Here is a 21,464-nt window from a genome sequence, read left to right on the forward strand (position 1 = left end):
AGAAAAAGAAAAATGGGTTTGTTGAGCCTTGCCATCTGGGTGCCGATCGCATTCGGCGCCGTGCTGCTGGCGTTTGGCCGCGACGAGCACGCCAAGGGCGTGCGCTGGGTCGCGCTCGTCGGTGCCATCGTGAGCTTCCTGGTCACGGTGCCGCTGTTCACGCGCTTCCAGAACGGAACCGCCGCGATGCAGTTCGTCGAGAAGACGAGCTGGATCTCGCGCTTCAACGTCAACTACCACCTGGGCATCGACGGCATGTCGCTGTGGCTGGTGCTGCTGACCTCGTTCATCACGGTCGTGGTCGTGATCTCGGCCTGGGAAGTGATCACCGAGCGCGTGAACCAGTACATGGGCGCGTTCCTGATCCTGTCGGGGTTCATGATCGGCGTGTTCTCGGCGCTCGACGGCATCCTGTTCTACGTGTTCTTCGAAGCCACGCTGATCCCGATGTACCTGATCATCGGCATCTGGGGCGGCCCGAACAAGATCTACGCGGCGTTCAAGTTCTTCCTGTACACGTTGCTCGGCTCGCTGCTCATGCTGGTCGCGCTGATCTTCCTGTACAACAAGTCGGGCGGCAGCTTCGACATCCTGAGCTGGCACAAGCTGCCGCTGGGTTCGACCGCGCAGACCTTCCTGTTCTTCGCCTTCTTCGCGGCCTTCGCCGTGAAGGTGCCGATGTGGCCGGTCCACACCTGGCTGCCCGACGTGCACGTCGAGGCGCCCACGGGCGGTTCGGCCGTGCTGGCCGCGATCATGCTGAAGCTGGGTGCCTACGGTTTCCTGCGCTTCTCGATGCCCATCGCGCCTGACGCTTCGCACGAGTGGGCCTGGCTCATGATCGCGCTGTCGCTCATCGCCGTGATCTACGTGGGCCTGGTGGCGCTGGTGCAGCAGGACATGAAGAAGCTGGTGGCTTACTCGTCGGTCGCCCACATGGGCTTCGTGACGCTGGGCTTCTTCATCTTCAACGAGCTCGGCGTGTCCGGCGGCATCGTGCAGATGATTGCCCACGGCTTCGTGTCGGGCGCCATGTTCCTGGGCATCGGCGTGCTGTACGACCGCGTGCACTCGCGCCAGATCGCCGACTACGGCGGCGTGGTCAACACCATGCCCAAGTTCGCCGCGTTCGCGCTGCTGTTCGCCATGGCCAACTGCGGCCTGCCGGGCACCGCCGGTTTCGTGGGTGAATGGATGGTGATCCTGGGCGCCGTCAAGGCCAACTTCTGGGTCGGCCTGGGCGCTGCCACCGCACTGATCTTCGGCGCTGCCTACACCCTGTGGATGTACAAGCGCGTGTACCTGGGCCCGGTCGGCAACGACCACGTCAAGGAACTGAAGGACATCAACGCCCGCGAATTCCTGATGCTCTCGCTGCTGGCGATCGCCGTGCTGTGGATGGGCCTGTATCCGAAGCCTTTCACCGACGCGATGGATGCCTCCGTCGTCGAGCTTCTGCGCCACGTGGCGATTTCGAAGCTGCCCGTCTGATGCCACGCTGAAGAAGAGAACGAGATGATTGACAAACTCAGCTGGGTGACGATCTACCCCGAAATCGTGTTGCTGGTCATGGCCTGCATCATTGCGCTGGTCGACCTGTCGGACACGAGCCCGCGCCGCACCCGCACCTACATCCTGACGCTGCTCACGCTGGCGGCGGTGGCTGTGCTCACGGGCCTGGCCGCTGTCGGCGGCAAGACCTCCTACGGCTTCGGCGGCATGGTTGTGAGCGACACGATGGGCAACTGGCTCAAGTGCTTCGCCTCGCTGGCCCTGATGGTCACGCTGGTCTACGGCCGGCCCTACGCGGCCGACCGCGAGATGCTGCGCGGCGGCGAGATGTTCACGATCAGCATGCTGGCGCTGCTGGGCATGTTCGTGATGATCGGCGGCAGCAACTTCCTGCTGATCTACCTCGGCCTGGAACTGCTCACGCTGTCGAGCTACGCCCTCGTGGCGCTGCGCCGTGACAACGCGGTGGCCAGCGAAGCCGCCATGAAGTACTTCGTGCTCGGCGCCATGGCCAGCGGCTTCCTGCTGTACGGCCTGTCGATGATGTACGGCGCCACCGGCTCGCTCGACCTGAACGAAGTGTTCAAGGCGATCTCGACCGGCAAGGTGAACCACCAGGTGCTGGTATTCGGTCTGGTCTTCATCGTGGCCGGCCTGGCGTTCAAGGTCGGTGCCGCTCCGTTCCACATGTGGGTGCCCGACGTCTACCAGGGCGCGCCGACGGCGATCACGCTGCTGATCGGTGCCGCGCCAGAGCTGGCTGCCTTCGGCATCATCATCCGTCTCCTGGTCGACGGCCTGCAGCCGCTGGCCATCGACTGGCAGCAGATGCTGGCCGTGCTGGCGGTGGCGTCGCTGGTGATCGGCAACCTGGCCGCCATCGCGCAGAGCAACCTCAAGCGCATGCTGGCCTACTCGACCATCGCGCAGATGGGCTTCATGCTGCTGGGCCTGGTGGCGGGTTCCGACCTGCAGGGCACGCAGAACGCGCAGGCCGCCTACAGCGCCGCGATGTTCTATGTCGTGACCTACGTGCTGACCACGCTGGCCAGCTTCGGCATCATCCTGCTGCTGGCGCGCGAAGGCTTCGAAAGCGAAGAGATCACCGACCTGGCCGGCCTGAACCAGCGCAGCCCGCTGTACGCCGGCGTGATGGCCATCGCGATGTTCTCGCTGGCCGGCTTGCCGCCACTCGTTGGCTTCTACGCCAAGCTGGCCGTGCTGCAGGCGCTGATCGCCTCGGGCGCCGCCATCTACATCGGCCTGGCGGTGTTCGCCGTGATCACCTCGCTGATCGGCGCGTTCTACTACCTGCGCGTGGTCAAGGTCATGTACTTCGACGCGCCCGTCACGGCGACCACCGTGTCGGCCTCGTTCGACGTGCGCACCGTGCTCACGATCAACGGCGCGCTGATCCTCATTCTTGGCGTGCTGCCCGGCGGTCTGATGACGCTGTGCTACGACGCCATCGCGGCCACGCTGGCCCACTGACGCGGTCCGCAACACGGTGTCGCAAACCGCGTCGGTCTGGGTGGTGCTGCTGGTGGCCCTGGTGGCTGCCAACCTGCCGTTCCTGAATGAGCGCCTGTTCGGGGCGGTGCCGCTGTCGACCGCGCACAAGTCGCTCGCCATCCGCTTCGGCGAACTGGTGGTGCTGTACTTCATTGCCGGCGGCATCGGCCTGCTGTTCGAACGCAGGGCAGGGCAGATCGCCGCCCAGGGCTGGGAGTTCTACGCGGTGACGGCCTCGCTGTTCGTCGTGCTGGCCTTCCCGGGGTTCACCTGGCGCTACCTGATGAAGCACAGGCACTGACCGACATGACTTCTCCCGCCACCGATCTGCACCTGAAGGAAGCGCTCGTCAGCAGCGAAGAGCTCTTCAAGGGCAAGTTCCTGCACGCCAAGCGCGACACCATCCGCCTGCCTGACGGCCATAGTGCCACGCGCGAGTACGTGGTGCACCCCGGTGCGGTGGTGGTGATTCCGCTGCTCGACGACGGCCGCGTGGTGCTGGAGCGCCAGTTCCGCTACCCGGTGGACCGCGTGATCGTCGAGTTTCCCGCGGGCAAGCTCGACGCCGGCGAAGATCCGCTGCTGTGCGGCCAGCGCGAACTGCTCGAGGAAACCGGCTACTCCGCGCGCGAATGGGCGCATGCGGGCGCCACGCACCTGGCGGTGGCGTACTCGACCGAAATCATCCACATCTACTTCGCACGCGGCCTCTCGCTGGGCGAGCGCCAGCTCGACCACGGCGAGTTCCTCGACGTGTTCACCGCCACGCCGCAGGAGCTCATCGGCTGGTGCCGCGACGGCACCGTGACCGACGCGAAGACGCTCACCTGCGCTCTGTGGCTGCAGAACGTCCTGTCGGGCGCATGGGCACTGGATTGGCAGGCCGCAGCCTCGCAAGGCGGCGCGGGATAATCCGCGCATGAAGGTCCTCGATCTCCGCTGCACGCACGGCCACGGCTTCGAGGGCTGGTTCGCGTCCAACGAGGCGTTCGACAGCCAGCTCGCGAGCGGCCTGGTCGAGTGCCCGGTCTGCGGCGACACCGCCATCGTCAAGCTGCTGAGTGCACCCCGCCTGAACCTGAGCAACGCCAAGGCGCCGAAGGAAGAAGGGCGTGGCGACGCGGCCCGCGCGCCGGCGGCACCCGCAACGCCTTCCACGCAAGTATCCGCAACCTCGACTTCGCCCGAAGCCCGCTGGATGCGCGCCGTGCGCGAAGTGCTGGCCAAGACCGAAGACGTCGGCGACCGCTTTGCCGACGAGGCGCGCAAGATGCACTACGGCGAAACCGCCGAGCGCGGCATCCGCGGCCAAGCCACGCCGGAGCAGACCGAGGCGCTGCTCGACGAAGGCATTCCGGTGATGGCGCTGCCGATTCCGGCGGCGCTGAAAGAAACCCTGCAGTAACCGACCGGCTCGACGACGAGCCCGTCCGGCCCGGCCCGCTCAGGCCGTGAACTGCAGCGCGGCCAGCCGCGCGTACACGCCGCCTTGCGCCACCAGCGCCGCGTGCGTTCCCTGTTCGACGATGCCGCCGTGGTCCAGCACGATGATGCGGTCGGCCTTCTGCACGGTCGCCAGGCGGTGGGCGATCACGAGCGTGGTGCGGTTTTCCATCGCCGATTCCAGCGCGGCCTGCACCATGCGTTCGCTCTCGGCGTCGAGCGCGCTGGTGGCTTCGTCCAGCAGCAGCAGCGGCGGGTTCTTCAGGATGGCCCGCGCAATGGCGATGCGCTGGCGCTGGCCGCCCGACAGCCGCACGCCGCGTTCGCCCAGGAAGGTGTCGTAGCCCTCGGGCAGGGCCTGCAGGAAGTCGTGCGCGAAGGCGGCGCGCGCCGCGGCGTGCACCTCGTCGGTGCTGGCATCGGGCCGGCCGTAGCGGATGTTCTCGAAAGCGCTGGCCGAGAAGATCACCGCGTCCTGCGGCACGAGGCCGATGCGGGTGCGCAGGTCGTGCAGCGCGAGCGCGTCGAGCGACGCGCCGTCGAGCACGATGCGGCCCGACTGCGGGTCGTAATAGCGCAGCAGCAGCTGGAACACCGTGCTCTTGCCGGCGCCGCTCGATCCCACCAGCGCCACGGTCTCGCCCGGTGCGATGTCCAGGCTGAAGTCGCGCAGCGCCGGCGTGCCCGGCCGCGAGGGGTAGTGGAAGGTGATCGCGTCGAAGCGGATGGCGCTGCCCGCGGCGGGAACGGGCGCGACTGCCGGCCGTGCGGGCGAGGCGATGGCCGTCGGCGCGTGCAGCAGTTCCATCAGGCGCTCGGTGGCGCCGGCCGCTCGCAGCAGGTCGCCGTACACCTCGCCGAGCACCGCGGTGGCGCTCGCCAGGATCGCCACGTAGACCACGGTCTGGCCCAGGTGGCCGGCCGTGATGTCGCCGCGCAGCACGGCCTGCGTGCCTTCGTACAGGCCCCAGAGCAGGGCGGCCGAGGTGGCAATGATGATGAAGGCCACCAGCACCGAGCGCGCGCGCGTGCGGCGCACGGCGGTATGAAAGGCGTTCTCGGTCGAGCCCTTGAAGCGGTCGGCCTCGCGGCCTTCGGCCGTGTAGCTCTGCACCACCGGAATCGCATTCAGCACCTCGGCCGCGATGGCGCTCGAGTCGGCCACGCGGTCCTGGCTGGCGCGCGACAGCTTGCGCACGCGGCGGCCGAACCACATGCTCGGCAGCACCACCAGCACCAGGATGCCCAGCACCTGCACCATCACATAAGGGTTGGTCCAGACCAGCACCGCCAGCGCGCCCACGCCCATGACCGCGTTGCGCAGGCCCATGCTCAGCGACGAGCCGACCACCGTCTGCACCAGCGTGGTGTCGGCCGTGAGGCGCGACAGCACCTCGCCGGTCTGCGTGGTCTCGAAGAAGGCCGGGCTCTGCTGCAGCACATGGCCGTAGACCGCGTTGCGCAGGTCGGCCGTGACGCGCTCGCCGAGCCAGCTCACCGTATAGAAGCGCGCCGCCGAAAACAGGCCCAGCGCCACGGCCACGGCGAAGAGGGCACCGAAGTGCTCGCGCAGCGCCATGGTCTGGGCGCCCTTGTCGGCGCTGACCAGGCCGCCATCAATCAGGCTGCGCAGGGCAATAGGGAAAGCCAGCGTCGTGACCGCCGCCATCACCAGGAAGACCCCTGCCAGCACGATCTGCACGCGGTAGGGGCGAAGGAAGGGGCGCAACCCCGACAGCGAGCGGGGCGAACCCTTGGCTGCGGAGGACGACGGAGGGGAAGAAGCCATGGGCGCGAATTCTACCGAGCCCTTGCCCCCACAAAGGTCGCCTTGACAGTAATTGCCATGACAACTAATATTTCGGCCATGAGCGATGCCCCCATTTCCCCGGTCCCTCCGACGCCCGACGAGGCCGTGCGCCCGCCGGCCGCCTTCTATCGCGCCGAGGACTACCGCGCCGAAGAGAGCATCGGCTACCTGATGCGCCGCATCGTCACGTCCGTGGGCCAGACCGTCGGCACGCGCATGTGCGAGCCCGGCAGCCCCACCTATCCGCAGTGGGTGCCGCTGTACAAGCTGCACGTCGGCGCCGCCACCACCGTGGCCGAACTGGCCCGCGCCTGCGAGCTCGACACCGGCGCCATGACTCGCCTGCTCGACCGCCTCGAGGCCAAGGGTCTGTGCCGGCGCGTGCGCTCGCTCGAAGACCGCCGCGTGGTCAACATCGAACTCACCGACGAAGGCCGTGCGGCCGCGAAGGAAGTGCCCTATGTGCTGAGCCGGGTGCAGAACGAGTACCTGGCCGGCTTCAGCCTCGAAGAATGGGAGCAGCTCAAGGACTACTTGCGCCGCATCCTCGACAACGCACAGGGCCTCGCGGCCCGTGGAGAGAAGAATGACTGAGTCTTTCGCCGTGCGCGCGCTGCGCCGCACGCCCGTCGTGGCCGCCGCGCTGGCGGTGGTCGCGCTCGCCGGTTGCGCCGACATGGCCGGCATCGGCTCGCACGCCACGCTGCGCGACGCGACCACGCTCGGCATCGCGGCCGACCCCGCGCGCGCCAATGTGCCCAGCCTCGACAGCCAGTGGTGGCAGGCCTTCGGCGACAGCGAGCTCAATGCGCTGGTCGACCAGGCCGTGGCCGGCAACCCGAACCTGCAGGTCGCGCGTGCGCGCCTCGTGCGCGCCCAGGCCTCGGCGGACATCGCCGGCGCGGCGCTGCTGCCCAAGGTCGGTGCCGACCTGAACCTGAACCGCCAGAAGTTCAACAGCAACTACATCTACCCGGCGCCGCTGGGCGGCTCGACGCAGAACATCGGCCTGCTGCAGCTCGGCGCGAGCTGGGAGCTCGACTTCTTCGGCAAGAACCGCAGCGCGCTCGACACCGCCCTCGGCGCAGCCAACGCCGCAGCGGCCGACGCCGATGCCGCCCGCGTGCTGCTCGCGAGCAACGTGGCGCGCAGCTACTTCCAGTGGGCGCGCCTGAACGAGCAGGTCGAAGTGGCCAAGCGCACGCTGGCCCAGCGCGACGAGACCTTCAAGCTGGTGCGCGACCGCGTCTCGGCCGGCCTCGACACCCGCCTCGAACTGCGCCAGAGCGAAGGCGGCCTGCCTGAAGCCCGCCAGCAGATCGAAGCGCTCAACGAGCAGATCGCGCTGCAGCAGCACGCACTCGATGCGCTCGTGGGCCAGCCCAACGTGTCGGCCTCGCTCAAGCCGCCGGTGCTCGCGGGCGTGAAGCCGATGGCGCTGCAGGCGAACATCCCGGCCGACCTGCTGGGCCGCCGCGCCGACATCGCCGCCGCGCGCTGGCGCGTCGAAGCCGCCACCAGCGACGTGGCCAATGCCAAGACCCAGTTCTATCCCAACGTGAACCTCACGGCCTTTGCCGGCTTCCAGAGCCTGGGCTTCGGCAAGCTGCTCAAGTCGGGCAGCGAGCAGTGGGGCGTGGGCCCGGCCATCCACCTGCCGATCTTCGAGGGCGGGCGCCTGCGCGCCAACCTGCGCGGCAAGTCGGCCGACCTCGACGTGGCCATCGAAAGCTACAACGCCACCGTGCTCGACGCCGTGCGCGACGCGGCCGACCAGGTGTCGAGCGCACAGTCGATCACGCGCCAGCAGACCGAACAGCGCGCCGCGCAGACGGCCGCCGAAGGCGCCTATGACATTGCCGTGCAGCGCTACCGCGCGGGCCTGGGCAACTACCTCAACGTGCTGACCGCCGAAACCGCCGTGCTGGCCCAGCGCCGGCTCGCGGTCGACCTGGCGGCCCGCGCCCTCGACACGCAGGTGGGCCTGGCGCGCGCCCTGGGCGGCGGCTGGCAGCCACCGGCCACCGCCACGGCTTCGGCCCCGACGGCCGCCACCCAGAACTGATTTGCTGATCCGCCTTCTTCGGAAAGAACTCCATCATGAGCGATAACAACACTCCGACATCCGCTTCCCCCGTGCCCACCACCGCCGCGCCCGAGGCGCCCGCGGGCAACGGCAAGCGCCGCCGCGCACTCACCGTTCTCACCGCCGTGGTGCTGGTCGCCGGCGGCGGCTGGGGCCTGTACGAATGGCTGGTCGCCAGCCACTACGAGAACACCGACAACGCCTACGTGCAGGGCAACGTCATCCAGATCACGCCGCAGATCGGCGGCACCGTCATGGCCATCGGCGCCGACGACACCGACTTCGTGAAGGCCGGCCAGCCGCTGGTGCAGCTCGACCCGGCCGATGCCAAGGTCGCGCTCGAGCAGGCCGAGGCCGCGCTCGCGCAGGCCGTGCGCCAGGTGCGCACGCTGTACGCGAACAACGGTTCGCTGGCCGCGCAGGTCACGCTGCGCCAGAGCGACATCGCCAAGGCCCAGAGCGACATCGCCAAGGCGCAGGACGACCTGCAGCGCCGCCGCGCGCTGTCGGGCAACGGCGCCGTGTCGAAGGAAGAACTCAACCACGCCGAGACGCAGCTGGCCAACGCCAAGAGCGCACTGGCCGCCGCACAGGCCGGCGTGGTCGCCGCGCGTGAGGCGCTGGCCAGCAACCAGTCGCTGACCGAAGGCACCAGCGTGGCCCAGCACCCGAGCGTGCTGGCCGCCGCCGCCAAGGTGCGCGAGGCCTACCTCGCCACGCAGCGCGTGGCCATGCCTGCGCCGGTCGACGGCTACGTCGCCAAGCGCACCGTGCAGCTGGGCCAGCGCGTGGCCGCCGGCACGCCGATGATGTCCATCGTGCCGCTGCACCAGCTGTGGGTCGACGCCAACTTCAAGGAAGTGCAGCTGCGCAACATCCGCATCGACCAGCCCGTGAAGCTCACCGCCGACGTGTACGGCAAGAAGGTCGAGTACACCGGCAAGGTCGCTGGCCTGGGCGTGGGCACCGGCGCCGCCTTTGCGCTGCTGCCGGCGCAGAACGCCACCGGCAACTGGATCAAGGTGGTGCAGCGCGTGCCCGTGCGCATCGCGCTCGACCCCGAACAACTCAAGGCCAACCCGCTGCGCATCGGCCTGTCGATGGACGCCGAGATCGACATCACGCAGAAGACCGGCAAGATGCTGGCCGACGCGCCGCGCAGCACCGCCTTCGCGCAGACGCAGGTCTACAGCCAGCTCGACCGCGGTGCCGACGCCGAGGTGGACCGCATCGTCGCCGCCAACCTCGGCCGCGGTACGCCCACGGCGGCGGTGAGCCGTCCGGCGGCCTCCAACGCTGTGCCGGCCGCGCATGTCGCCACGCAGGGCCAGCCGGGCTGATCACAGCCATTCGCTGAACCCTCACAGCTCGCGCCATGGCCACTGCTGCTCCTGCTTACATCGCGCACCCCCCGCTCGAGGGCTCCGCCCGCGTGTGGGGCACGGTCGCGCTGTCCGCCGCCACCTTCATGAACGTGCTCGACTCGTCGATCGCGAACGTGTCGCTGCCGGCCATCTCGGGCGACCTCGGCGTGAGCACCACGCAAGGCACCTGGGTCATCACCAGCTTCGCGGTGGCCAACGCCATCGCGGTGCCACTCACGGGTTTCATGACCCAGCGCTTCGGCCAGGTGCGCCTGTTCATGGCCAGCGTGATCCTGTTCATGGTCGCCTCGCTGCTGTGCGGCCTGGCGCCCAACATGACCACGCTCATCCTGTTTCGCGCGTTGCAGGGCTTCGTGGCGGGGCCGATGATCCCGCTGTCGCAGACGCTGCTGCTGTCGAGCTACCCGAAGGCCAAGGCCGGCCTGGCCATGGCCATGTGGTCGATGACCACGCTGGTCGCGCCCGTGATGGGACCGCTGCTCGGCGGCTGGATCACCGACAACATCTCGTGGCCGTGGATCTTCTACATCAACATCCCGGTCGGCATCGTGGCCGCGGCCATCACCTGGACGCTGTACCACAAGCGCGAGAGCAAGACGCACAAGGTGCCGATCGACGCCATCGGCCTGGCGCTGCTGGTGCTGTGGGTGGGCTCGCTGCAGCTCATGCTCGACAAGGGCAAGGAGCTCGACTGGTTCCACTCGGCCGAGATCGTCACGATGGCCGTGGTGGCCGTGGTCGGCTTCGCCTTCTTCCTGGTTTGGGAGCTGACCGACAAGCATCCGGTGGTCGACCTGTCGCTGTTCAAGCGGCGCAACTTCTGGTCGGGCGCGGTGGCCACGGCCATCGCCTACGGCCTGTTCTTCGGCAACGTGGTGCTGCTGCCGCTGTGGCTGCAGCAGTGGATGGGCTACACCGCCACACAGGCGGGGATGATCATGGCGCCCGTGGGGCTGCTGGCGATCTTCTTCTCGCCGGTGGTGGGCCTCACGGTGTCCAAGATCGACCCGCGCCGCTACGCGACCTTCTCGTTCCTCGTGTTCGCGCTGGTGCTGTGGATGCGCTCGAACTTCAACACGCAGGCCGACTTCGTGACGATCATCATCCCGACGATCATCCAGGGCATCGCGATGGCGTTCTTCTTCATTCCGCTCGTGACCATCACGCTGTCGGGCCTCACGCCCGACCGCATCCCGGCCGCGTCGGGGCTGTCGAACTTCCTGCGCATCACGGCGGGCGCCATGGGCACCTCGATCGCCACCACGCTGTGGGACAGCCGCGCGGCCCTGCACCATGCGCAGCTGGTGGAGTCGGTGAACCCGGGCAACAGCGCGGCCACCAGCGCCATCTCGGGGCTGACCGGCAGCGGCTTCAGTTCCGAGCAGGTGCTCGGGCAGATCAACCGGCTGGTCGACCAGCAGTCGTTCATGCTCGCGACGAACGACATCTTCTATGCCTCGGCGGTGCTGTTCCTGCTGCTGATTCCGCTGGTGTGGCTGGCACGGCCGCAAAAGGGCGGCGCGGGCGGCGACGCGGCCGCCGGCGCGCACTGACAACGGGCAGCGCTCGCGCATGGACCAGTTCGCGGCCATGAAGGCGTTCCGCGCCGTCGTGGAGGCCGGCGGCTTCACCGCCGCGGCCGACGCGATGGACGTGTCGCACACGGTGGTCTCGCGCCACGTCAAGCAGCTGGAAACGGCGCTGGGCGTGCAGCTGCTGAACCGCACCACGCGCCGCTTCGCGCTCACGCAGGCGGGCCAGACCTACTACGAACACGCGCGGCAGATCCTCGACCAGGTCGAGACCGCGGCGCTGGTCGTGGCGCAGCACCAGGTCGAGCCCACGGGCCTGCTGCGCATCAACGCGCCGATGTCCTTCGGGCTGGAGGAGCTGGCGCAGTGGCTGCCGGCTTTTCTCGACGCGCATCCGCAGGTCAAGGCCGACCTGGTCTGCAACGACCGCTTCGTCGACCTGATCGAAGAGGGCTTCGACGTGGGATTGCGACTGGCATATGCACTCTCGGACTCGACGCTGATCGTCAAGCGCCTCGCGAGCTTCGAGGAGTGGTGGGTGGCATCGCCCGCCTACCTGCAGCGGCGCGGCACGCCGCGAACGCCCGCCGACCTGGCGGCGCACGACTGCCTGAACTATTCATTGGCCGCGAAGGCCGCACAGCCCAGCTTCACCGCGCCGGACGGCAGCGTCTGCACGGTCGACGTGGGTGGGCGGCTGCAGGCCAACAGCGGGCTCGTGCTGCGCAGCGCCGCGCTGGCGGGCACGGGGCTGGCGGCGTCGCCGGCGTTCCTCGTGCGCGACCCTGTGGCGCGCGGCGAGCTGGTGCGCGTGCTGCCCGAATTCCGCCAGCAGCCGCTGAACCTGTACGCGCTGTATCCGCAGAACCGGCACCTGTCGCCGAAGGTGCGGGCGTTTGTCGACTTTGCCGCCGCGCGCTACCTGCCCGCGGACGGGCAGGGCGACTGAACGCGGCGGCAGCGCCTCACTTCGACGTGGTCGGCACCAGGTCGAAGCGATCGCTCTGGTACTGGAACAGCAGACAGTTCGCGCCCGGCTCGCAGCCGCTGCGGTGCGGCAGCCGCGCCGGCAGCAGGTAGTACGAGCCGGCCGGGTACAGCACCTTCTTGCCGTCATCGAAGATCGCATAGAACACACCCGAGAGCACGACGGACGGAAGCGCCTGCGTGTGGCGATGGTGCGGGTTGTCGAAGCCGGCCGGGAATTCGACAAAAGCTTCGTACGGGCCATTGCCCGTCAGGTTGCCGCGCACGTTGGCGTAGCGGATGCCGCCCGCGAGGGCCTGCCATTGCAGCGTGTCGGCCGGTGCCGAGATCGGCGTGCGGGGTGCCGGCGTGGCGGCAGTGGCGAGGCCCGACGCGCTCAGGGCGCAGGACAGGGCGAGGAACAAGGCAGAAGAGCGTTTCATGGTCATGGATCGAAGAGGGTGGATTCGTGGGTGCATGTGAAGGGCAGGGCGTCAGCGGCCCGCTTCCAGCAGTTGCAGCACCTCGTCGGTCGAGCGCACCTCGGCCACCACATCCGACACGCCGCGCAGCGCCGCGCGATGCAGCTCGCGGTGGCCCAGCACGCCGCCTTCCTCCAGGTCGAGGTCGCGCGTCGCGCAGGCGTCGCCCACGATGAGGCTCTGGTAGCCGCGCGGTGCGGCATCGAAGGCCGTGGCCGACACGCACATGTGCGTCATGAGGCCCGTGAGGATCAGCGTCGTGATGCCGCGCGCCTGCAACTCGGCCTCGAGTGCGGTGCCGGCGAAGGCGCTCGGCGTCGCCTTGCGCAGCACGGCGTGTTGCGGCGCCGGGCGCAGTGCGTCGTGGATGCCGAAGGCGTGGCTGCCCTCCGCGAAGATCGGGCTGTCGGCGGGCGCGACGTGCTGCACATGGAACACCGGCATCGCATGCCGGTCGGCGGCATCGATCAGGCGCCGTGCCTGGCGCAGGGCGGCCAGGCCGTCGGGAATGGGCATGCGCCCGTCGAAATATTCGTTCTGGAAATCGATGGCGATCAGCGCCGTGGCGGCGGGATCGAGACGGCTCGTGGGCACGGCGCCGGTGAGGCTGCGGATGCTGGGGTGCTTCATGCGTTCTCTGCGTGAGTGAAAGAAGGCTTGAAGCGTAGGCAGCCCGCACGCTGCGGGGTAGAGGCGGGGCCGCACAAGATTTGTGCGGATCGTGACGATCAGCGTGGCTACTTCACGCCGTGCCCCAGCGCCTTCAGCACGTCATGGCACGCACCCATCGTGTGGTAATCGGTCTTTCTCGCCGGGCTCTTCTCGTCGCTGATCTTCGCGTTCTGCGGCGTGAGGATGCGATACCACGCACCGTGCGCGTGGTCGACGAAGTGGTCCCAGCTGTAGGCCCAGATCCGGTCGTACCAGTCCCAGTAGCCGGCGTCGCCCGTGCGCACCGCGAGCAGGGCGGCGGCGGCGAAGCTTTCGGCCTGCACCCAGAAGTACTTGTCGCCGTCGCACACCGCGCCATCGGGACCGAAGCCGTAGACCAGCCCGCCGTGCGCCGCGTCCCACCCGCGCTGCATCGCGGTGTCGAAGAAGTGGCGCGCGCGTGGCACGAGCCATTCGGTGCCGGGCGCGCCGCGCCCGAGGTGGCTCTCGAGCTGCAACAGCAGCTTGGCCCACTCGGTGAGGTGGCCGGTCTGGAAGCCCCAGGGCCGGAAGATGTTGGTCTTGTCGCCGCGGTTGTAGTCCCAGTCGACCGACCAGTCCTCGCGGTAGTGCTCCCACACCAGCCCGTCGGCGAGCGCGGCCTGCCGGCCCGTGATGCTTTCGGCCAGCGTGCGTGCGCGCTCGAGGTAGAAGGGCTCGCGCGTGGCGTCGTAGGCCGCGAGCATGGCCTCGCAGGCGTGCATGTTGGCGTTCTGGCCGCGGTAGGGGCCGACCTGCCAGCTTGGCGTCGCCTCGTCGGCGTACAGCTGGTGCGCCGGTTCCCAGAAATGCTGTTCCATCAGATCGCGGGTGCGCGCGAGGCCGGCGCGTGCTTCCTCGACGCCGGCCATCAGCGCATGCGCGTGCGCCAGCAGCACGAAGGCCAGGCCGTAGCAGTGCTGCGTGCCGTCCTGCACGGTGGCTTGATGGCCATCCCAGTCGATCTGCCATGCATAGCCACCATTCGGCTGCGCATGCGCGGTCTGCAAAAACGCCAGGCCGTGGCGCACCGCCGCAAGATCGTCGGGCCGCCCGAAGCGGCGCCAGGCCATCGCGTGGTTGAACACGAAGCGCGTGCTGCTCACGAGGTGGCGTGTGCGGCGGTCGTACACCGTGCCATCGTCGGTGAAGAAATGGAAGAAGCCGCCCGAGGCATCGCGGCTGCGCGGCGCGTAGAACGCCAGCGTGTGGGCGATGTGGCTGGCAAGGAATTCGGGTGAGCGGAAGTTCGGCATGGCGGTGATGGATTCAATCCGGGTGAAAGCGCATCGCGGCAGCGCAGCGGGCACGCCAGTTTTTCACGAAGCGTGCATGCGTGCTCGACATCCTCATGATGGTGCGCGTGCATGCATCGCGCGTTTGCAGGTGTGCGTGCTGCGGTGCGCAATGTCGTCGGGACGACAGTCGCTCGCACAGAGGGGGCGCACTCTGTGAATGGTTGCAGTGCAGCATAGGCATTTGCCCCAGTATGCAATTGCATAGCAGCCACCAACAATCGGTCCGCGCTCGATGGTGGCGCATTGAGATGGACCGCATGACCGATTTCTTTTTTCCGCACACGGACGACGCCGCGAGATGAGCGACGTCATTCTTGAAACACGCCAGCTCACCAAGGAATTCAAGGGATTCACCGCGGTCAGCAAGGTCGACCTCTCGGTGAAGCGCGGTTCGATCCACGCGCTCATCGGCCCCAACGGTGCCGGCAAGACGACCTGCTTCAACCTGCTCACCAAATTCCTCGAGCCCACGGCCGGCACGATCCTGTTCAACGGCCACGACATCACGGGCGAACGCCCGGCGCAGATCGCGCGGCGCGGCGTGATCCGTTCGTTCCAGATCTCCGCCGTGTTCCCGCACCTCACGCTGCTCGAGAACGTGCGCCTGGGCCTGCAGCGCAAGCTGGGCACTTCGTACCACTTCTGGAAGAGCGAGAAGTCGCTCAAGCCGCTCGATGCGCGCGCCCGCGAGCTGCTCGCCGAGGTGGGCCTCGAAGAACTGGCCGACGAACAGACCGTGAACCTGCCCTACGGCCGCAAGCGCGCGCTCGAGATCGCCACCACGCTGGCCATGGAGCCCGAGCTGATGCTGCTGGACGAACCCACGCAGGGCATGGGCCACGAAGACGTGCACCGCGTGGCCGAGCTCATCAAGCGCGTGTCGGCCGGACGCACCATCCTGATGGTCGAACACAATATGAGCGTGGTCTCGACCATCGCCGACACCATCACGGTGCTGCAGCGCGGCGCCGTGCTGGCCGAAGGCCCGTACGCCGAAGTCTCGAAGAACCCGCAGGTGATGGAAGCCTACATGGGCACCACCGACGGCGAAATGCAGGGGGCTCACTGATGACCGCTGCACTCGAAATCAAGGGTCTGCAGGCCTGGTACGGCGAATCGCACGTGCTGCACGGCGTCGACATGGTCGTGCAGCCGGGCGAAGTCGTCACGCTGCTGGGCCGCAATGGCGCGGGCCGCACGACGACGATGCGCGCCGTGATGGGGCTCACTGGCGCCCGCAAGGGCAGCATCAAGGTCAACGGCGTCGAGACCGTCTCGATGGCGACGCACCGCATCGCCCACCTGGGCATCGGCTACTGCCCCGAAGAGCGCGGCATCTTCGCCAGCCTCTCGTGCGAAGAAAACCTGATGCTGCCGCCCGAACTCAAGGGCGCAGGGCAGGGCATGTCGGTCGACGAGATCTACGCCATGTTCCCCAACCTGGCCGAGCGCCGCCACAGCCAGGGCACGCGCCTGTCGGGTGGCGAGCAGCAGATGCTGGCCGTGGCGCGCATCCTGCGCACCGGCGCCAAGCTGCTGCTGCTCGACGAAATCTCCGAAGGCCTGGCGCCCGTGATCGTGCAGGCGCTGGCCCGCATGATCACCACGCTGCGCGCCAAGGGCTACACCATCGTCATGGTCGAGCAGAACTTCCGCTTCGCCGCGCCGCTGGCCGACCGTTTCTACGTGATGGAGCACGGCCGCATCGTCGAAAAGTTCGGCGCCGCCGAGCTCGAAGCCAAGATGCCCGTGCTGACCGAGCTGCTCGGCGTCTGAGTTCTTTCACCCCTTCTTGCTACTGCTGGAGACATCCATGAAAAATCGGCTCACCGCTTTCGCCCTGGCTTTCAGCGCATTGGCGCTCGCAGCGTCCGCCCAGGCGCAAGGCCAGGACAAGGTCAAGATCGGCTTCATCACCGACATGTCCAGCCTGTACGCCGACCTCGAAGGCAAGAACGGCGCGCTGGCGATCCAGATGGCCATCGACGACTTCGGCGGCAAGGCGGCGGGCAAGCCGGTCGAGCTGCTCACCGTCGACCACCAGAACAAGCCCGACATCGCCGCCTCGAAGGCGCGCGAGTGGATCGACACCCAAGGCCTGAGCATGGTCTTCGGCGGCACCAACTCGGGCGTGGGCCTGGCGCTGGCCAAGGTCGCGGCCGAGAAGAAGCGCGTGTACTTCAACAACGGCGCGGCCTCGTCGGCGCTCACCAACGAACAGTGCTCGCCCTACACCGTGCACTACGCCTACGACACCGTCGCGCTCGCCAAGGGCACCGGTGCCGCGGTGGTCGACGGCGGCGGCAAGACCTGGTTCTTCCTGACGGCCGACTACGCCTTCGGCCACGCGCTCGAAGCCGACACCTCCACCGTCGTGAAGGCCAAGGGCGGCACGATCGTCGGCGCGGTGCGCCACCCGCTCAATGCGTCCGACTTCTCGTCGTTCCTGCTGCAGGCGCAGAACTCCAAGGCCCAGATCCTGGGCCTGGCCAATGCGGGCGGCGACACCGTCAACAGCATCAAGGCCGCCAAGGAATTCGGCATCGGCAAGTCGATGAAGCTGGCCGGCCTGCTGATCTTTTTGAGCGACGTGCACAGCCTGGGCCTGAAGAACACCGAGGGCCTGCAGTTCACCACCAGCTGGTACTGGGACCTGAACGACGAGACCCGCAAGTTCGCCAAGCGCTTCTTCGACAAGACCAAGCGCATGCCCACCGAGATCCAGGCCGCCGACTACTCGGCCACCATGACCTACCTCAAGGCCGTGGACGCCGCCAAGACCGACGATGCCGACAAGGTCATGGCCGAGCTCAAGAAGATGAAGCTCAACGACTTCTTCGGCACCGGCCAGATCCGCCCCGACGGCCGCTACGTGCACGACATGTACCTGATGCAGGTCAAGTCGCCCGCCGAATCGAAGACGCCGTGGGACTACTACAAGCTCGTGAAGAAGCTGCCCGGCGACACGGTGTTCACCACCAAGGCCGAGTCCAAGTGCACGCTCTGGAAGTGACACCACCGAACACCCCACAGGAACAACATCCATGAAGACCACCACATTCGCTCTCTCCGCCGTTTTCGCAGCCGCTGCGCTGGCCGCCGGTGCCGCCCAGGCACAGGACAAGGTCAAGATCGGCTTCGTCACCGACATGTCGAGCCTGTACGCCGACGTCGAAGGCAAGAACGGCGCGCTGGCGATCCAGATGGCCATCGACGACTTCGGCGGCAAGGTCAACGGCATGCCCATCGAGCTGCTCACGGCCGACCACCAGAACAAGGCCGACATCGCCGCCTCCAAGGCGCGCGAGTGGATCGACACGCAGGGCCTGACCATGCTGTTCGGCGGCACCAGCTCCGGCACGGCCCTGGCCATGGCCAAGGTGGCGCAGGAGAAGAAGCGCGTCTTCGTCGTGAACGGCGCGGGCAGCTCGGCGCTCACCAACGAGCAGTGCTCGCCCTACACCGTGCACTACGCCTACGACACCGTCGCGCTCGCCAAGGGCACCGGCGCGGCCGTGATCGGCCGTGGCGACAAGAGCTGGTACTTCCTGACCGCCGACTACGCCTTCGGCCAGGCGCTCGAAGCCGACGCGACCAAGGTCGTGAAGGAAAAGGGCGGCACCGTGCTGGGCTCGGTGAAGGCGCCGCTCAACACCTCCGACTTCTCGTCCTTCCTGCTGCAGGCGCAGAACTCCAAGGCGCAGGTGCTGGCGCTGGCCAATGCCGGCGGCGACACCATCAACAGCATCAAGGCCGCGAAAGAGTTCGGCATCACCAAGAGCATGAAGATGGTGGGCCTGCTGGTGTTCGTGACCGACGTGCACAGCCTGGGCCTGAAGAACACCGAAGGCCTGCTGCTCACCACCAGCTGGGACTGGAACCTGGACGACAAGACGCGCGCCTTCGGCAAGCGCTTCTTCGAGAAGACCAAGCGCATGCCTACCGACATCCAGGCCGCCGACTACTCGGCCACCATGACCTACCTGAAGGCCGTGCAGGCCGCCAAGACGGTCGATGCCGACAAGGTCATGGCCACGCTGAAGTCCACGCCCATCGACGACTTCTACGCCAAGGGCAGCATCCGCGCCGACGGCCGCTTCGTGCACGACATGTACCTGGTGCAGGTCAAGTCGCCGGCCGAATCCAAGCAGCCGTGGGACTACTACAAGGTGGTCCAGAAGTTGAAGGGCGAAGAAGTCTTCACGACCAAGGCCGAAAGCCGCTGCGCCCTCTGGAAGTGACCTCCCGCGGGCGCCCCTGCGGCGCCCGGGTTCGTTGAAACGCTTATGAACATTTCCCTTCCCGCCTTGTTGAGCCAGCTCCTTCTGGGGCTGGTCAACGGCTCGTTCTACGCCATCCTGAGCCTCGGGCTGGCGGTGATCTTCGGTTTGCTCAACGTCATCAACTTCGCGCACGGCGCGCTGTTCATGCTCGGGGCCGTCCTCACCTGGATGGCGATGGAGTACCTGGGCGTCAACTACTGGGTGATGCTGATCGCCGCGCCGGTCCTCATCGGCCTGTTCGGCGTGGTCATCGAACGGCTGCTGCTGCGCTGGATCTACAAGCTCGACCACCTCTACGGCCTGCTGCTCACGCTGGGCCTCACGTTGCTGATCGAAGGCGTGTTCCGCTCGGTCTACGGCGTGTCGGGGCTGCCCTACGATGCGCCCGAGCTGCTGTCCAGCGCCACCGACCTGGGCTTCATGGTGCTGCCCAACTACCGCGCCTGGGTGGTCGTGGCGTCGCTGGTGATCTGCTTTGCGACCTGGTACGTGATCGAGAAGACGCGCCTGGGCGCCTACCTGCGCGCCGGCACCGAGAACCCGCGCCTGGTGGAAGCCTTCGGCGTCAACGTGCCGCTGATGATCACGCTGACCTACGCCTTCGGCTGCGCGCTCGCCGCCTTCGCCGGCGTGCTGGCCGCGCCGGTGATGCAGGTGTCGCCGCTGATGGGGCAGAACCTCATCATCGTGGTGTTCGCGGTGGTCGTGATCGGCGGCATGGGCTCCATCATGGGCGCCATCCTCACGGGCCTGGGCCTGGGCGTGATCGAGGGGCTCACCAAGGTTTTCTATCCCGAGGCTTCTTCGACGGTTGTGTTCGTGATCATGGTCATCGTGCTGCTCATCCGCCCCGCCGGCCTGTTCGGCAAAGAGAAATAAGGCGAGCGGCATGAACATGAAAAAAATCTCCACCGTCGTCTACGCGCTGCTGCTGGTCGCCCTGGTGCTCGCGCCGTTCTTCGGCGCCTACCCGGTGTTCGTGATGAAGCTCATGTGCTTCGCGCTGTTCGCCGCGGCCTTCAACCTGCTGCTGGGCTACACCGGGCTGCTGTCCTTCGGCCACGCGGCCTTCCTGGGCGGCTCCGCGTACGTGGCGGGCCATGCGATCAAGGTCTGGGGCCTCACGCCCGAGCTGGGCCTGATCGCGGGCACGCTCACCGGCGCGCTGCTGGGCTGGCTGTTCGGCGTGCTGGCCATCCGCCGCCAGGGCATCTACTTCGCGATGATCACGCTGGCGCTCGCGCAGATGATGTTCTTCGTCGCGCTGCAGGCCAAGTTCACGGGCGGCGAAGACGGCCTGCAGGGCGTGCCGCGCGGCAAGCTCTTCGGCGTCGTCGACCTGTCGAACGACCTCACCATGTACTACGTGGCGCTGGTGATCGTGGTCGCGGCCTTCCTGCTGATCGTGCGCACCATCCACTCGCCGTTCGGTCAGGTGCTCAAGGGCATCAAGGAAAACGAACCGCGCGCGCTCTCGCTGGGCTACGACGTGAGCCGTTTCAAGCTGCTGGCCTTCGTGATCTCGGCCGCGCTGTCGGGCCTGGCCGGCTCGCTCAAGACGCTGGTGCTGGGCTTTGCCACGCTGTCCGACGTGCACTGGACCGCCTCGGGCCAGGTCATCCTGATGACGCTGGTGGGCGGCCTGGGCACGCTGTCGGGCCCCATCGTGGGCTCGGCGGTGGTCGTGCTGCTCGAGAACAAGATCGGCGAACTCGGCAACTTCCTGGCGCGCATCACGACCGTCGACTGGTTCAACACGCTGGGCGAGTCGGTCACCATGGTCACGGGCCTGATCTTCGTGATCTGCGTGCTCGCCTTCCGCAAGGGCATCATGGGCGAAATCATCGCCTTCATCGAGCGCCGCCGCGCGAAGTAGCGATGCAGGTGGCGCGGCGGCGGGGAGGTTACCCTCCCTGCGGCGCCACCGCTTGTGCCCCCTGTGGCCGGGGCGCAGAATCCGGCTCCCACTTCGAGGAGCCGGCCATGGCCCTTCTTCCGTACTTTGTCCTCCCGCCCGAGCGGCGCGAAACGCCCTTGAACGTGCTCGGCACGCAGGTGACGGTGCTGGCGTCGAATGCCTCGACGCAAAGCTACGGCGTCACCTTCCAGCGCGGCGACGAAGGCACGGGCCCGCCACCGCACAGCCACGACTGGGACGAATCGTTCTACGTGCTCGGCGGCGAGGTCGAGTTCCTCTGCGACGGCCAGGCGCATCGGTGCCAGCCCGGCACGCTGGTGCACGTGCCGCGCGGCACGGTGCACGGCTTTCACTACGGCAAGGGCGGCGGGCAGATGCTCGAGATCACGGGGCAGGACGCGATGGCCGCGCAGATGTTCACCGCCATCGACCGCGAGATTCCGGTCGGGCCGGCGCCCGACATTCCGAAGCTGCTGGCGGTGCTGGCGCGCAATGGGGTGACGGTCTCGGCGTGAGCCGCGGCCCTCATCGGCATTGACAAACCGAC

Annotated in this window: 21 protein-coding genes; 17 read left to right on the top strand and 4 right to left on the bottom strand. The window is 67.6% G+C overall.

All coding sequences use genetic code 11. The features are described from left to right. Positions 1 to 12 precede the first annotated feature (12 nt). Genes AC1RGU_RS14225 through AC1RGU_RS14245 form a run of 5 tightly spaced genes read left to right on the top strand, consistent with a single transcriptional unit; the run spans position 13 to position 4,429 of the window. The gene (locus tag AC1RGU_RS14225; RefSeq protein WP_062475386.1) at positions 13 to 1,491 is read left to right on the top strand and encodes an NADH-quinone oxidoreductase subunit M; all 1,479 of its coding nucleotides are present in this window, start codon (positions 13 to 15) and stop codon (positions 1,489 to 1,491) included. A gap of 24 nt (positions 1,492 to 1,515) precedes the next feature. Next, positions 1,516 to 3,003, top strand: a complete 1,488-nt coding sequence (nuoN, locus tag AC1RGU_RS14230) for an NADH-quinone oxidoreductase subunit NuoN (RefSeq protein ID WP_062475383.1) — start codon at positions 1,516 to 1,518, stop codon at positions 3,001 to 3,003. Positions 3,004 to 3,019: 16 nt separating this feature from the next. Next, positions 3,020 to 3,325 carry a DUF2818 family protein gene (locus AC1RGU_RS14235; RefSeq protein ID WP_062475381.1) on the top strand — a complete coding sequence of 102 codons (306 nt, stop codon included), beginning with the start codon at positions 3,020 to 3,022 and terminating at the stop codon, positions 3,323 to 3,325. A gap of 5 nt (positions 3,326 to 3,330) precedes the next feature. After that, positions 3,331 to 3,936 (top strand): NUDIX domain-containing protein, encoded by a 606-nt coding sequence (locus tag AC1RGU_RS14240; protein ID WP_487848390.1) that lies wholly within the window; start codon positions 3,331 to 3,333, stop codon positions 3,934 to 3,936. Between the two features lie 7 nt (positions 3,937 to 3,943). After that, complete coding sequence (locus AC1RGU_RS14245; protein WP_487848391.1) at positions 3,944 to 4,429, top strand: DUF1178 family protein; 486 nt, start codon at positions 3,944 to 3,946, stop codon at positions 4,427 to 4,429. Between the two features lie 39 nt (positions 4,430 to 4,468). Here the strand turns inward: AC1RGU_RS14245 and AC1RGU_RS14250 are convergent, their stop codons facing one another. Further along, the gene (locus AC1RGU_RS14250) at positions 4,469 to 6,256 is read right to left on the bottom strand and encodes an ABC transporter transmembrane domain-containing protein (protein ID WP_492696620.1); all 1,788 of its coding nucleotides are present in this window, start codon (positions 6,254 to 6,256) and stop codon (positions 4,469 to 4,471) included. Positions 6,257 to 6,334: 78 nt separating this feature from the next. Between AC1RGU_RS14250 and AC1RGU_RS14255 the strand changes: the two genes are divergently transcribed. Genes AC1RGU_RS14255 through AC1RGU_RS14275 form a run of 5 tightly spaced genes read left to right on the top strand, consistent with a single transcriptional unit; the run spans position 6,335 to position 12,229 of the window. Further along, positions 6,335 to 6,871: a MarR family winged helix-turn-helix transcriptional regulator gene (locus AC1RGU_RS14255; RefSeq protein ID WP_487848393.1), complete on the top strand. Its 537-nt coding sequence runs from the start codon at positions 6,335 to 6,337 to the stop codon at positions 6,869 to 6,871. After that, the gene (locus AC1RGU_RS14260; protein WP_492696621.1) at positions 6,864 to 8,342 is read left to right on the top strand and encodes an efflux transporter outer membrane subunit; all 1,479 of its coding nucleotides are present in this window, start codon (positions 6,864 to 6,866) and stop codon (positions 8,340 to 8,342) included. The genes AC1RGU_RS14255 and AC1RGU_RS14260 overlap by 8 nt, the downstream gene beginning before the upstream one ends. Before the next feature lie 35 nt (positions 8,343 to 8,377). Next, positions 8,378 to 9,703: an HlyD family secretion protein gene (locus tag AC1RGU_RS14265; RefSeq protein WP_492696622.1), complete on the top strand. Its 1,326-nt coding sequence runs from the start codon at positions 8,378 to 8,380 to the stop codon at positions 9,701 to 9,703. Between the two features lie 35 nt (positions 9,704 to 9,738). Then, positions 9,739 to 11,301 carry a DHA2 family efflux MFS transporter permease subunit gene (locus tag AC1RGU_RS14270; protein WP_062474087.1) on the top strand — a complete coding sequence of 521 codons (1,563 nt, stop codon included), beginning with the start codon at positions 9,739 to 9,741 and terminating at the stop codon, positions 11,299 to 11,301. A 19-nt stretch (positions 11,302 to 11,320) separates the two neighbouring features. After that, positions 11,321 to 12,229 carry a LysR family transcriptional regulator gene (locus AC1RGU_RS14275; RefSeq protein ID WP_095746048.1) on the top strand — a complete coding sequence of 303 codons (909 nt, stop codon included), beginning with the start codon at positions 11,321 to 11,323 and terminating at the stop codon, positions 12,227 to 12,229. 16 nt (positions 12,230 to 12,245) lie between these two features. Here AC1RGU_RS14275 and AC1RGU_RS14280 read toward each other — a convergent pair whose 3' ends face one another. From AC1RGU_RS14280 to AC1RGU_RS14290, 3 genes are all read right to left on the bottom strand, one after another. Then, positions 12,246 to 12,689, bottom strand: coding sequence for a cupin domain-containing protein (locus AC1RGU_RS14280; protein ID WP_492696623.1), 444 nt, complete (start codon positions 12,687 to 12,689; stop codon positions 12,246 to 12,248). A 51-nt stretch (positions 12,690 to 12,740) separates the two neighbouring features. Beyond that, complete coding sequence (locus AC1RGU_RS14285; protein ID WP_492696624.1) at positions 12,741 to 13,358, bottom strand: cysteine hydrolase family protein; 618 nt, start codon at positions 13,356 to 13,358, stop codon at positions 12,741 to 12,743. 107 nt (positions 13,359 to 13,465) lie between these two features. After that, the gene (locus AC1RGU_RS14290) at positions 13,466 to 14,674 is read right to left on the bottom strand and encodes an AGE family epimerase/isomerase (RefSeq protein WP_492696625.1); all 1,209 of its coding nucleotides are present in this window, start codon (positions 14,672 to 14,674) and stop codon (positions 13,466 to 13,468) included. Positions 14,675 to 15,014: 340 nt separating this feature from the next. On the opposite strand from AC1RGU_RS14290, the gene AC1RGU_RS14295 reads away from it, so the two are divergent. The 7 genes from AC1RGU_RS14295 to AC1RGU_RS14325 all read left to right on the top strand — a co-directional run bounded on the left by AC1RGU_RS14295 (position 15,015) and on the right by AC1RGU_RS14325 (position 21,432). Further along, the gene (locus AC1RGU_RS14295) at positions 15,015 to 15,785 is read left to right on the top strand and encodes an ABC transporter ATP-binding protein (protein WP_062474077.1); all 771 of its coding nucleotides are present in this window, start codon (positions 15,015 to 15,017) and stop codon (positions 15,783 to 15,785) included. After that, positions 15,785 to 16,492, top strand: a complete 708-nt coding sequence (locus AC1RGU_RS14300; RefSeq protein ID WP_062474075.1) for an ABC transporter ATP-binding protein — start codon at positions 15,785 to 15,787, stop codon at positions 16,490 to 16,492. The genes AC1RGU_RS14295 and AC1RGU_RS14300 overlap by 1 nt, the downstream gene beginning before the upstream one ends. A 37-nt stretch (positions 16,493 to 16,529) precedes the next feature. Beyond that, positions 16,530 to 17,729, top strand: coding sequence for an ABC transporter substrate-binding protein (locus tag AC1RGU_RS14305; protein WP_307693421.1), 1,200 nt, complete (start codon positions 16,530 to 16,532; stop codon positions 17,727 to 17,729). Positions 17,730 to 17,760: 31 nt separating this feature from the next. Then, on the top strand, positions 17,761 to 18,957 hold the full coding sequence (locus tag AC1RGU_RS14310) for an ABC transporter substrate-binding protein (protein WP_062474071.1): 1,197 nt from the start codon (positions 17,761 to 17,763) through the stop codon (positions 18,955 to 18,957). A gap of 45 nt (positions 18,958 to 19,002) precedes the next feature. After that, the gene (locus AC1RGU_RS14315; RefSeq protein ID WP_062474069.1) at positions 19,003 to 19,878 is read left to right on the top strand and encodes a branched-chain amino acid ABC transporter permease; all 876 of its coding nucleotides are present in this window, start codon (positions 19,003 to 19,005) and stop codon (positions 19,876 to 19,878) included. 10 nt (positions 19,879 to 19,888) lie between these two features. Continuing rightward, positions 19,889 to 20,875 (top strand): branched-chain amino acid ABC transporter permease, encoded by a 987-nt coding sequence (locus tag AC1RGU_RS14320; protein ID WP_172438368.1) that lies wholly within the window; start codon positions 19,889 to 19,891, stop codon positions 20,873 to 20,875. Positions 20,876 to 20,982: 107 nt separating this feature from the next. Continuing rightward, the gene (locus tag AC1RGU_RS14325) at positions 20,983 to 21,432 is read left to right on the top strand and encodes a cupin domain-containing protein (protein ID WP_095746041.1); all 450 of its coding nucleotides are present in this window, start codon (positions 20,983 to 20,985) and stop codon (positions 21,430 to 21,432) included. Positions 21,433 to 21,464 lie beyond the last annotated feature (32 nt).

Source organism: Variovorax sp. GW823-FHT02B07 (assembly GCF_058797695.1).